Raw genomic sequence first — 12333 nt, forward strand, 5'->3', positions numbered from 1 at the left:
GATAAGGGTTACGGTGTCACTCAAACAGGCCCCGGCTTGACCTCCGACAACAGCCCATCCGCCAGCCAACGCGCCAGCCAGGTGCCAATCGACGCGTCAATACTGGTATTCGGATAGCCTTCTGCGAGTTGCTCACACACTTGTGCAAAACTGAGCCCCTCAAGCAGGCCCTTAAGTGCGGCATACTCATCCGACTCAAGTGTGCGAAAGTAGCTTCGCTGGTCGCTGCGCCAGAACAGGTGCCCTACCGGCTCGTTCAGCTTTTCGGCGACGGGCGGTGTTTGTTTCTGATCCAGCGCATGCCAGATTTCCAGTGCGTTCCACTCGAACTGAGCGAGCGAAACGGACGGGTGGAAGACGAATCCCAGCGATGCCCACTGCGCCTCGCCGACATTTGCCAATTGCTCACCGGTGAGAATGGCGGCATTCGGTGCATCGAAGGCGCTGTGGAGCCTCCAGTCCATGGTTGCCAGCTCGGCGATTTCCGGATCGGAAGACAAAGCTTGCTGCAAAAAGCGTGGGAAGTTGCGGCCATGGTCGCCCAGATTCGGCGAGTGCGATGGACTCGTCTCGGTGTAGCGAGTGCAAATTGCGTCGAATGCGTCGTCACCGAGATAGGCCCAGGTCTGCTCAAAAGCAGACTGGAGCGCCTCGTTCATCCGCGAGCGATAGCCAGAATGGTAGATATGCAGGCGCCGCTTACTCTGGTCAGAAGCACCGCCCGTCAGCTCGGAAAGAATGTCGTCCGAAACACCATCGCCCAAAACATAGTTTTGCAGTCCCGCTTGCAGATCGGCTAACGAACGAGGGGCGTAATCAGTCATGCGTATGCCTCCTCTCGATCCCACACAGGGGTGTGACGAGCTGCCACGGCCCTCACCCGGTCGAGTTCCACGATCAGGTCCTCCAGCGGCGGAATTGAATCGTCGCGCTCGATCATCGTGCTGACCGGCCCGAAGCGACGGCATGCATAGGCGTAGAGATCAAACACTTCGTCGGGTACCGGCGCATCGTGGGTATCGATGATGACGTCACCCAGGTTTGAGTGCCCGGCCACATGAATCTGCTGGATGCGGTGCGCTGGTACGCCGTCGATGAAGTCACGCGGGTCGAAGCCGTGGTTCATACCGCTTACGTAGATGTTGTTTACATCAAGTAGCAGCAAGCAGTCGGCTTCCTCCGCAAGGGCGGTCAGAAACGCCCATTCGCTCATCTCTGAACTGGCGTAATCGATATAGCTTGAAACGTTTTCCAGCACCAGACGGCGCCCAAGCGTTTCCTGCACCTCGCGAACGCGCGCGGCAACGTGTCGCAAGGCTTCTTCGGTATAAGGTAATGGAAAAAGATCGTGCAGGTTCGTGCCGTGCACACCGGTCCAACATAAGTGATCAGAAACCCACATCGGTTGGATACGGTCCGCAAGCGCTTTCAGGCGCTGCAGATAGCCATGGTCTAAGGGAGAAACAGAACCAATCGACATCGACACACCATGCATCGCGATTGGGTAGTCGGCGCGAATCCTGTCGAGCATCGCAAGCGGTTTTCCGCCCTGGACCATGTAATTTTCGGAGATGACCTCGAGCCAATCCACCGCCTGCGGCTGGGCAAGAAAGCTGTTGTAATGACGCGGGCGCAAACCCAGCCCAAAACCCTGGAACGGCTCACGGAGACTGTTCTTCAGCCCATTCAGTTTGGCTTTGGCAGAGTGATTCATCATCCGTTAAATCTCCCGTTGAAAACCCGGGGCGCGCCGGAACGCGCCTCCGGACAAACACATTTGATCTGGCCTACTCAGCCCAGATCGCCAATCACACCACCTTCCGACAGGCAGTCGCTTGCTGACATCCCCTTGAAGCCTTGGGCCTTGCACGCGTTCTGTCCTTTACAGGCATTTTCGGTGGTTTTGCAGTCGGCCGTTCCCTTACAGGAGTTCACCCCATAGCAATGCACTTTATCGCTGCCGGAGACCGCCGCACCGCTGGAGCCGGCAGGTGGTTCAGCGGCATAGGCCATTCCTGAAGTCGCGAAGGCGGCGGCGAGAGCTGCAATGCGGGCACCGTTTAGCATCGTGTTCATATCTGTTTCCTTTTCATCTATGAGTTCGGAGCGGCAGGCAACCATTCAGCATGTGTTTCCCGCCTGAACAAATAGTGCGCTGCATGGGCCGACCAGATCATCACGGAATGATCACGAGAGTGTCACCATTGTCATAACAGGGTTCACGTCACCCGGCGTGGGAGAGAGGAGGGGGGGGGGAGCAAGGAGTTATCCGTTAGCTTCCCGCTTGCTGTAGAGGGGCTCCAGAACCGGCTTGAGCCCTTTTGCATCATCTATAAACAGTTGCAAATGAGGGAAAGGAATCTCAATGCCGGCGGCATCCAGCGCCTCTTTCATCTGTTCCAGAACATCAGCCATGATTCTGGGCTGCACATCCAGATTATCGGGAGTAATCCACACCTTGGCTTCAAGGTTCACTGAAGAATCGCCCAGGCTTTTAAGCAGAACACGGGGCTCCATACCAGCACCCTGTAAAACTTCAGGGTGCGTCAGCAGAACCGGCATCAGCACATCCCTCGCGGCCTTCGCGGATTCTTTGTAAGCAATGCCCACCGGGATATTCAGGCGGGTGACCCCTTCTGCGCTGTAATTGATGATGTCGGATGACGCCACACTGTCGTTTGGAATCATCGCGAAGATATTATCCCGGGTGCGCAGCCAGGTGGTGCGCAAGGCAATCTTGACCACTTTGCCGTCTTGCCCGTTGATGGTCACCCAATCACCAATGCGGAACGGCCTCTCAATCAGCAGGGTGATACCGGCAATGAAATTGGAGAGGGTTGATTGCGCCGCAAAGCCAACGGCGATACCGACGATCCCCAACCCCGCCACAATCGAAATCACATCGAAACCGAACTGGGCGAGCACCGTCACCACAGCCAGCGCTGAGACGACCACCGAAAACAGGTTCTCGACCAGCTGACGAATCGAAGGATCCATTTTGTAGCGCACCATGCTGTCCTTGATCAGGCGTGCCAGAACCAGCCAGGCCACATAGAAACCGAGGGCCATAAAGCCCGCCCTCGCCATCGCCTTGAGAACCTCAGGAGACGTCCCGAACTGTGCAAGAATGAAGACCAGCGCCCCTAACCCGGCCAGATAACGCAGAGTGCTTCGCACCTGAATGAACAGAGGTGTTTTGGCCCGCTGCTTGCCCAAGACCAGCCGGATAGCACCTGTCACCACCAGATAGATCCCGAAAAACACCCCAAGATAGATTACAGAGACCAACAACTGGCCAAGCATCTGTACGACAAGCGCGCCCCAGTCCAAATCCTCACCTGACACGGCCAGGAAGGCATCGCCAATATTTCGCTGGAGCTGTTCAACCAGCTCGGTACCAAAGGATTCAGCCATCAGGTGTCTGCTCTTCTTTTGTTGTGGGGGCGGGCGTCACTTTATCGGATCTCTTGCTCATAATGATATGTAGGTTAACGTCAGCCTGTTTACCAATCATCAGCCATTGATCCTATCCGAAATGGTGGACCAACAGGTTCCTGGCTTCAGCCAACCGGTGGGCACGGATGTTTTCGACAGTCCAGGTTGACACAGTCCGAGGTTGGCTCAAGGATGGTTGTATGGCCAGACAAAAAAAAGACACCGAAAACCAGAACAGCCGCGCGCCAACGGAACTTGTAAATGCATTTGACGATGCCGTTAGCCGCCTTGCTGCAATCAACGCGATCGAGGGCGTTTCGCCCGTATTCGAAGTAATTGATGCGGCAAGGCCCCTGGTGCTCAGCCCCGAAGGGCTGGACGCAATCTACGAACGCGTTCCGGCCATTGAATCCGCCGGGTTCTTTGGTGGCAGCGATTGGGACTACCCCCAGACACTGGTGCCTTCCCTGGCTGCGCGTACGGTCCGCCACGGGGAGCCCACCGCAACACTGGTCGAATGCCTGAGTCAGGTTCGCCTGTTGGCGGTCACCAAAGGCGACTACGTCCACGCTTCTATCTCGGCGGAACATGCCCATAATTTCCTCGCCCAGGTGATGGCGATGAACCTGGACCTGGTGGTCAGTGATGACCTGCAGGAGAGCGACCGGCTGCGGCCCGATCAGCTCGGCCATGCCGTGCAGAACCTGTATCACTACCTGCTCCAGCATCTGGGATACGATAACCTGCTGGAGCACCTGGTGGCCGAAGTCTGGCGGATTCTGGAGCAGCGCCCGGTGCAGGTTGAGGGCGTCAAACACATGGTGACCCAGATTGCCGTCTGCCTGGAAAAACCCGACGCCCTGGGCGGAGAAGTCGGCGACGACGCCCTGCAACTGATCAACGCCGTATTCAGCCCCACTGAAGGTTGCCGTGAAGACCCCGGTTTTGAAGTCTATTCCGAACGACTGGCGGACATGGACGATGCCGCCCTGATGCAGGAAGCCATCGCCTTTGCCCAGGCCATGCACAACACCGGCCTGGTGTCGGCCTACATGCCGGTGTTCATACGCTACCTGCGCGGGCGCTGGAACGCCCTGATCCCCACAGCCCTCGGGTTGAGCTACACCGGTGCCGATGCATTCCACTGCTACCCTGCACTGATTCACCGCCTGATCGACGACGCCGTGTTTCCGGAAACCAGTCAATGCACTTACGGCCTGGCCATGATGCTGGAGCGGGGCATTCTTTACTCGCCACCGGTAGCGCCATCCCTGTGGCGCCAGATACGCATGACGCTTTGTGACGCCGCAGCCGAGAAGATCGCGACGGTCTTCGGCAGCAGCCACTCCCCCGAATGTTTTTTGCTTGCCGACGTACTCAACGTGCTGGGGCGGCCACTGGGCGTGGGCCAGGGCAACTACCCGACCTGCCAGTCCACCCGCGCCCTGTCCATGTGGGCGTACAACATGCCGGCAGAACTGCTGCGCATCCTTGCCTGGGCAGCGCGGGACGATGAGATCGTTATGCGCTTCGAAGGCAACAGCATTTCTTCAAAGGAGCTTGGCGCCGGACTGGCAACCGAACCGCCCGTGGATGTCGATGCCGTATCCCTGCTGACCGTGCCGCATCTGGACCGTATCTATTTTGAAATGGGGCGGCGCAGTATTGGCCGCGAAGAGGATCCCCATAAATGGGTTAATGCAGAGTTTCACGGCGACCACGTTGGCCACGGATTTCGCATCGCCGTGGACGTTTTCACCGGCGGCCTGAAAGACTTCGAAGGGTTTGTCCGGGATTTCTACGCCGCCTATCACCCGTTCTATAACGGCAACATTCCCGTGATCAATCCACAGCCGGCCGGTATCGCGGTGACCGACAGCGCCACGCGCTTTCTCGGCTGGCACGCCATCACCATCCAACGGCTCGCCATGGACCCCGACAAGACCATGCGCGTCTACTTTTTCAACCCCAACAACGACAGCGGCCAGAACTGGGGCCAGGGCGTCATCACCTCCACCCATGGCCACGGTGAACTCTTCGGCGAAGCCTCCTTACCGGTAGCCGAGTTCGTCTCCCGACTGTACGTGTTCCACTATGACCCGATAGAAAAAGGCGAGCCGGGCGACATCCCTGCCGATGAAGTCAACCGGGCCATGGACCTGGCCCGTGGCAGTTGGGCTTCGGGGCGGTAGACAACGCAATGTGCTGACCTTTCAAGAACCGCATCAGGCGCCAGCCTACGCTTTCCCAAGGCTCTGGACCACGCTCTCCAACGCCGGCCAGGTTCGCAATCTGGTAACAGTCCGCAAGTAAATCGTCCTCTCTCGAATCACATACGGCCCAAAAAGCTCGGCCGTCTCGTGCGACCCTGTTTGAAACTTGATAAGCGGAATCGGCAATGTTTCAAAAGCAAAGACTCACCCATCAGTCACGGGCTGTCATCACAGGCTCTGGAAGCGGCATCGGCAAAGCCCTCGCATTGGAGCTGGCCCGTCGCAAGGGGCTCATCGTCTGTTCGGACATCAGCCTGCAAGCGGCTGAGCAGACCGCCCGGGAGGTTCGGGCAGAAGGCGGCGAGGCCTGGGCTGTCGCCTGCGACGTTAGCGATCTGGCGCAGGTTGAGGCACTGGCCCAGCAAGCTCAGGAGCTACTGCCGCAACCCCTGAACCTGGTGATCAACAACGCCGGCATCGGTATCGGCGGCCAGAAGATCGGCGACGTCCCAATCGCGGATTGGGCCTGGACCATCAACATCAACCTGTGGGGCGTTATCCACGGCTGCCACGTGTTCACGCCGCTTTTGAAGGGCCAGCCAGCCGCCGGCATTATCAATGTTGCCTCCACAGCGGCCTTCTCCGCGGCACCGTTGATGGGGCCCTATAACGCCACCAAAGCAGCCGCCCTGGCGGTTTCGGAAACACTGGCCGCGGAGCTCTCCGAAACCAACGTTCAGGTCACCGCGCTCTGCCCCACCCTGGTGAAAACCAACATTGTCGCCAATGGCCGGATCACTGGCGATTCCGGTGCCCTGTTCAACCGGTTGATGGACCGTTTCGGAATGTCAGCCGAACAGGTGGCCAGAATCACCCTCAATGGCCTGGACCGGGGCCAGCTGTATGTGATGCCGCAACTGGACGCAAAACTGATCTGGCGCCTGAAACGACTGCTGCCAAGCGGCTACGCCGTCGGCACAGGCTTGCTGAACCGTTTTGTCAGTAGGACCGGGAGCGTAACCGAAGAAGAGACAACGAGAGGTAGACTCCATGGCTAAAATCGACCTGGACAAGATGTTGGAGAAGATCAAGAGCTCCCAGTGGTCACTGTCCGACGTGGATTGGGACGCACCGGGAGCCGAGCTGATAACCGCCGAACAGTGGCCCAAACTGAAAGCCTTCATGGCCGACCTGATGTGGATCGAACATGTAGGTGCCCGCGCTTTCGCAGCCATGGCCAAGAAAGCACCGGATGACACGCTGCGGGAAATCTACACCTATTTCCACGCAGAAGAACAGCGCCACGCCAACGCCGAAATGGCGCTGATGAAGCGCTGGGGCATGCTGGAAGAAAACGAGCTGCCCGAGCCCAACAACAACCTGCGCCTGGTGATCGAGTGGCTGGACCGCTTTGCCGACGACCAGCCCGTGTACGTGCTGGGCACCGTGGTCCCCATGCTGGAGATTGCGCTTGATGGTGCCCTCTGCAAGTTCCTGCTGGAAACCGTGGACGACCCCGTCTGCCATCAGGCCTTTGAGCTGATCAACAACGACGAGTCCCGGCACCTTGGCGTTGGCTTCACGGTGATGGAAATGCAAGGCCATGGAAAAACCTACAGGGAACTGGCGCGTATGGTGGCCCAGTTGATGGACCCCCGGCTGATCCTCGGTATCGCCTCCTACTTTCCGTTGCTGAACAAGATGCGTGACAACATCATCGAAATGGGCCTGCCGGAAGAGAAACTGTACGCCGCCATGCAGAAATTCGAAAAGATTGGTGGCCGCTCAGAAGACGGCCGGCGCAACCCCTGGTTCCAGATCATCAAATACCACGGGCGTTTCGTGGTGGATCGGGGTAACCAGTTCTACCACAAGCCGATCGACGCCTTGGTCAAAGTGACCGACGCCATCCCCCGGCGCGCCTTTCCCGCTGTACCCAGCTGGGTGCGCGAAATCACCTACCAGACGACGGCCTGACACCATGACTGACGTACAGACGACGCCTGTGGTTACCACCCTGATCATCGGGGCCGGCTTTGCCGGACTCGGCTCCGCCATTCGCCTGCAGCAGGAAGGCATCGATGACATGGTCATACTGGAGCGGGACGAGCAGGTAGGCGGAACCTGGCGGGATAACCAATACCCCGGTGCCGCCTGCGACATCCCCTCAAACCTGTATTCCTATTCGTTTGCGCCAAACCCGGATTGGTCCCGAAGCTTCTCCGGTGCTCGCGAGATCCTGGGCTACATCCACCATCTGGTGAACCAGTTTGACCTGGCCCGATACATTCGCTTTGGCACCAACGTCACCGGCCTGAACTGGGATCAGGACAGGGGCGTATGGGAGGCCACCACCGAGGGCGGAGAAACCTACTACGCAAAAACCGTGGTGATGGCCCAGGGGCCGTTATCGAACCCGGGCTTTCCGAATATTGCAGGCATCGAAGACTTCAAAGGCAAAAAAATCCATAGCGCCCAGTGGGACCACAGCTACAACCTGGAAGGCAAGCGTGTCGGGGTAATCGGTACCGGTGCCAGCGCCATCCAGATCGTGCCAAGCATCGTGGGCAAGGTCGATAAGCTGACCGTGTTCCAGAGGACACCACCCTGGGTCATGCCACGGCCCGACTTCGAGACACCAGACTGGCAGAAGCTGGCGTTTCGAAAACTGCCCCTGAGCCAGAACGCATTGCGCAAGGCGCTCTACCTCGCCCACGAATCCATGGCTCTTGGGGTGATCTGGAACTCACCCCTCACTCGCCTGGCAGAGCGGCTGGGAAAGTGGCACCTGCGCAATCAAGTGAAGGATCGCTGGCTTCGCCGCCAGCTAACCCCGAACTACCGCCTGGGCTGCAAACGGGTATTGGTATCCAGCGACTATTACCCGGCCCTACAGCAACCCAATTGCAAGTTGATCACCTGGCCCATTGCCCGGATCGATGAAAACGGAGTGCGCACGGTTGAGGGCATCGAGCACCAGTTCGACTGCCTGATTTTTGCCACCGGTTTCAACGTCAGCAACGCCGGCACACCGTTTCCGATTACCGGTGTGGATGGCCGGCAATTGAACGAAGAATGGAAACGGGGCGCATCGGCTTACAAAAGCATCAATGTTGCCGGCTACCCCAACCTTTTCCTGACGTTCGGCCCCAACTCCGGCCCCGGTCATAATTCCGCCCTAGTGTATATGGAGTCGCAGATTAACTATATTGTTAAAGCCGTGCGCACCATCACCAGCCTTGACCTGAAAGGATTGGACGTGCGCCAGAGCGCACAGGAAAGTCACAATCGTGCGATACAAAAGCGCCTGTCACGAACCAACTGGAACTCCGGCTGCAAAAGCTGGTATCTCACCGAGGATGGGTTTAACGCGACGATGTATCCGGGATTTGCCACACAGTATGCGCTGCAAATGAAAGAGGTAGTTCTGAAAGACTATCGGCTTCTGCCGCAGAGCTGAAGAGTCTTTCAAAATCTCCAGGGCTTCGGGGCGCATTTTACTGTGGGTATCTGCGATCACACCAATTTGCATCTACGCCCCCTTTTATCTTCAGTGATGCCCACCCGGCCCATGCGCGTGGCCGTGCGCTATCTCTTCCGCATCGGCGGCACGTACTTCGATCACTTCGATATCGAAGGTCAGGGTTTTACCGGCCATCGGGTGGTTGGTGTCGACATCGGCAAATTTGAGGCCGACCTTGGCGACGATCACATGGCGCGGGCCCTGCTCCGTTTGCACCTGGGCGATCATGCCCCGCTTCCAGCGTTTGGCCCCCATCAGATGCTTGACCGGCACGCGCTGAACGGCATCGGCCTTGCGCGGACCGTAGGCTTTTTCCGGAGTGACGGTAACGCTGAACGTATCGCCAGCCTCACGACCTTCCAGGGCTTCTTCCAGGCCCTGGATAACACCGCCGTGGCCATGCAGGTAGGCGTTCGGCTTGCCACCACGGGAATTCTCAACTTCGTTGCCCTGTTCATCACGGACACTGTAGTGAAACAGGACCACCTGATTCTTTTCGATTGGCATAGGATAGGTTCTCTTCGACGGTTCAAAGTCCGCCATTATACCCAGTGGCGGCCTTGACTTCAGTGAAGGCACATCAAAACTGCCTCGGTTCACTTCCATCTGATAACAGGTCGCGGAACTTTTTTCAGCAAGCTATGATCAGGTAACAACACTCTCCGTTAATTCGAAATCTGACCCACACTCTGATTTTCCTCCAACAGCAGATGAGGTTCATGAATGGTAGGCGCCAACTTGGGAGTAAAGTATCAGGAGCTCAGACAGCAGTATGCTCAAAACCTTCCAAGCCGCGCAAAGGAACTGAGAGCTTCCTGGAGCCATTTGCAACATGTCAATTGGGACAAGAAAACACTATTGCTCATGGACCGGTGCGCCCACAAGCTGTCGGGCAGCGGAACTACGTTCCAGTTTTCTGCCATCAGCGAAAGTGCACAGGTCCTCGAGAGCCAGTTGCAGCACGTGCTGAATAAACCGGTAGCAACTCCCATAGAACGTGACCAGATTGAAGCCTCGCTCCAGGCTCTGGAGCGGGCCATTGACCAGGCTATCAATACCGCCACCCCGAACGAAACGGCCCCGGCGGCTGTGACTGTCATAAACCATCACCGAATCGCCGTCATCGAGGATGATCGCAACCAGGCGGTTTTTCTGCAGGGTTGGTTGGAACAACGGGGCTTTGATGTTGACACGTTCGACACGCCAAACGCCTTTAGCCAACAAGCAAACGACTACTACCACTTGATTCTTCTGGACATCAGCTTCCCCGACGGCGCTTTGGAGGGAATAACGCTTCTTGACCGCCTCAAGCATCAGGTGGATGCCTGTAGCCCGGTGATCATGATGTCAGCCCGAAATGACCTCGTCGCACGTATGCGGGCTATGCGGGCCGGCGCAGATGGCTACATCACCAAACCCCTGGATATGGACGCGCTGGAGGAGCGGATCGATCAGCTACTCAGCACCAGTGTCAGGCAAAGGGTACTTTGGGTGGATGACGACAGCGACCTGCTCGCCTACTATCAAGACTTACTGTTCAATCAAGGTTACGAAGTAGAAGGCCTTTCCCAGCCCGCGAGAATTCTCGAGCGCATCGAACAGTTCCAACCTGACGCCATCGTGCTGGACCACGAAATGCCGGGAGTTCAAGGTCTGGAACTTGCCCGCGCGCTGCGCCAGGACCCAAGATATCTCACCATCCCCATCCTGTTTGTGTCAGCGTCGCAGGCAGTAGCCGAACACCTCGAGACGAACAGCATGGCGGGCAATGAGTTCTTCCAGAAACCACTCGACAATCAACGATTCTTGGCGGCGCTGCATCATCACCTGGCACAGGCTCAACGCATCTCGGCGCGCATCAACCTGGTCAGTCAACGCAAAGAACGTCAGGGCTTGCAGAACCATGACTTTTTTCTGACCGAACTGGCCTCCTCCCTCGCTTATCTTGAGGCCTCGCCTAACAACCAGGCGCGGTTTCTGGTCCAGGTGGGAATCGACCGCGAGGAGTACCTGCGCGCACAGCATGGCGCACGCGCACTGGCCAGTTTAACTGCCCGCATGGAGCACCACTTCGCGGACCAATTGGGTGCCAGGGATTCCGGCTGTCGCCTGGGCGGCGGCAGCTTCCTGTTTCAAATAACCGCGCCTGTAGCCGAGGACGCAAGTGCCTATCTGGACCAGTTTCACCAACGCCTGAACAGCCCGGCATGGTCCCTGGGTGAACCGCCGAATTCCGTTACCGTCAGTATGGGCGTATTGCCTCTTACAGAAGCGGTGAATGAAGACAAGGCCCTGATGGAAGTCGAGCAGGCTTGTTGTGAGGCCATGCAGGCGGACAACGCTCGGGTGGTCTGGCGGCGGGCGCCGGAGCGTTCCGATCATAGCAAACTGGATGATCGCATTCGGGAACTGCTAGATGCCCAGGCCTTCAAACTGCACTACCAGCCGATCGTGAATATGAACTCCGGAGATACTGTCTTTGAAGCCCTGGTACGGCTAGTGGATGAAGACGATGCCTTGTATCTGCCCGGCCAGTTCTTGCCACAACTGACAGAGGGAAATCATGGCACCTTGCATGATCTCGATCGTTGGGTCGTGGAGCACGCGCTTGAGGGACTCTCAGAGCTTTCGGGAAAAGCCGCAGCGGGTTACTCCGTGGCGATCAAACTCGCGTCCCCCATGGCGGATGTAGCCAGAATGATGCCCTTTCTCAGCAGCGGTATGCGCAACGCGAGCATCAAAGGCAAACGCCGCATTTACCTCGCATTGTCCAGCCCAACCGTGATCAAAGACGTCGCAAAGGCCAAGCAGGTATTAAACGTGCTGCACGGCATGAACTGTGGTCTTATCATCGAGCACGTTGAGACCGGCCCGGCATCGATTGAACTGCTGAAAGAGTTGCCGACCGTGGAATTCGTGAAGCTGGCTCCAAAGTATGGCACCAGCGCCGAGCAGACGGCTGAACTGGAAAACATGCTTCGCCAGCTTACCGGGGTCTTCGGGTCGAGCCAGCCAATCGTAGCCACCCGGGTCGAAGACGCCAAGGCTCTGACGTGGTTCTGGGACCGTGGCATCCGCCATTTTCAGGGGCACTTCATCCAGACGCCGGAAGTGGCCATGACCTTCGAGCTCTGAGCATCACGACCTCGTGCGCGCAACCAG

General features: G+C 57.7%; 10 protein-coding genes. 5 read left to right on the top strand and 5 right to left on the bottom strand.

The genetic code is table 11. The features are described from left to right. Positions 1 to 20 precede the first annotated feature (20 nt). The 4 genes from AAGD24_RS15620 to AAGD24_RS15635 all read right to left on the bottom strand — a co-directional run bounded on the left by AAGD24_RS15620 (position 21) and on the right by AAGD24_RS15635 (position 3414). Positions 21 to 824 (bottom strand): putative DNA-binding domain-containing protein, encoded by an 804-nt coding sequence (locus AAGD24_RS15620; RefSeq protein ID WP_379865603.1) that lies wholly within the window; start codon positions 822 to 824, stop codon positions 21 to 23. After that, positions 821 to 1717: a DUF692 domain-containing protein gene (locus AAGD24_RS15625; protein ID WP_379865605.1), complete on the bottom strand. Its 897-nt coding sequence runs from the start codon at positions 1715 to 1717 to the stop codon at positions 821 to 823. The genes AAGD24_RS15620 and AAGD24_RS15625 overlap by 4 nt, the downstream gene beginning before the upstream one ends. A gap of 74 nt (positions 1718 to 1791) precedes the next feature. Beyond that, positions 1792 to 2076, bottom strand: a complete 285-nt coding sequence (locus AAGD24_RS15630; RefSeq protein WP_075197073.1) for a hypothetical protein — start codon at positions 2074 to 2076, stop codon at positions 1792 to 1794. A 189-nt stretch (positions 2077 to 2265) separates the two neighbouring features. Next, on the bottom strand, positions 2266 to 3414 hold the full coding sequence (locus tag AAGD24_RS15635) for a mechanosensitive ion channel family protein (RefSeq protein ID WP_075196956.1): 1149 nt from the start codon (positions 3412 to 3414) through the stop codon (positions 2266 to 2268). A 221-nt stretch (positions 3415 to 3635) separates the two neighbouring features. Between AAGD24_RS15635 and AAGD24_RS15640 the strand changes: the two genes are divergently transcribed. The 4 genes from AAGD24_RS15640 (at position 3636) to AAGD24_RS15655 (ending at position 9108) form a co-directional block, all read left to right on the top strand. Beyond that, complete coding sequence (locus tag AAGD24_RS15640) at positions 3636 to 5627, top strand: hypothetical protein (RefSeq protein WP_379865607.1); 1992 nt, start codon at positions 3636 to 3638, stop codon at positions 5625 to 5627. 206 nt (positions 5628 to 5833) lie between these two features. Further along, positions 5834 to 6706 carry an SDR family NAD(P)-dependent oxidoreductase gene (locus AAGD24_RS15645; protein ID WP_379865609.1) on the top strand — a complete coding sequence of 291 codons (873 nt, stop codon included), beginning with the start codon at positions 5834 to 5836 and terminating at the stop codon, positions 6704 to 6706. Continuing rightward, complete coding sequence (locus AAGD24_RS15650; protein WP_379865610.1) at positions 6699 to 7625, top strand: ferritin-like domain-containing protein; 927 nt, start codon at positions 6699 to 6701, stop codon at positions 7623 to 7625. Before AAGD24_RS15645 ends, AAGD24_RS15650 begins: the two co-directional genes overlap by 8 nt. A gap of 4 nt (positions 7626 to 7629) precedes the next feature. Continuing rightward, entirely contained in the window at positions 7630 to 9108 is a 1479-nt protein-coding gene (locus AAGD24_RS15655; protein ID WP_379865612.1) for a flavin-containing monooxygenase, read from the top strand. 90 nt (positions 9109 to 9198) lie between these two features. Here AAGD24_RS15655 and AAGD24_RS15660 read toward each other — a convergent pair whose 3' ends face one another. Further along, the gene (locus AAGD24_RS15660) at positions 9199 to 9678 is read right to left on the bottom strand and encodes a peptidylprolyl isomerase (protein ID WP_085679461.1); all 480 of its coding nucleotides are present in this window, start codon (positions 9676 to 9678) and stop codon (positions 9199 to 9201) included. 216 nt (positions 9679 to 9894) lie between these two features. On the opposite strand from AAGD24_RS15660, the gene AAGD24_RS15665 reads away from it, so the two are divergent. Beyond that, positions 9895 to 12306 (top strand): response regulator, encoded by a 2412-nt coding sequence (locus AAGD24_RS15665; RefSeq protein ID WP_379865616.1) that lies wholly within the window; start codon positions 9895 to 9897, stop codon positions 12304 to 12306. Positions 12307 to 12333 lie beyond the last annotated feature (27 nt).

Source organism: Marinobacter sp. M5B, from assembly GCF_042604615.1.
Taxonomy (GTDB): domain Bacteria; phylum Pseudomonadota; class Gammaproteobacteria; order Pseudomonadales; family Oleiphilaceae; genus Marinobacter; species Marinobacter salarius.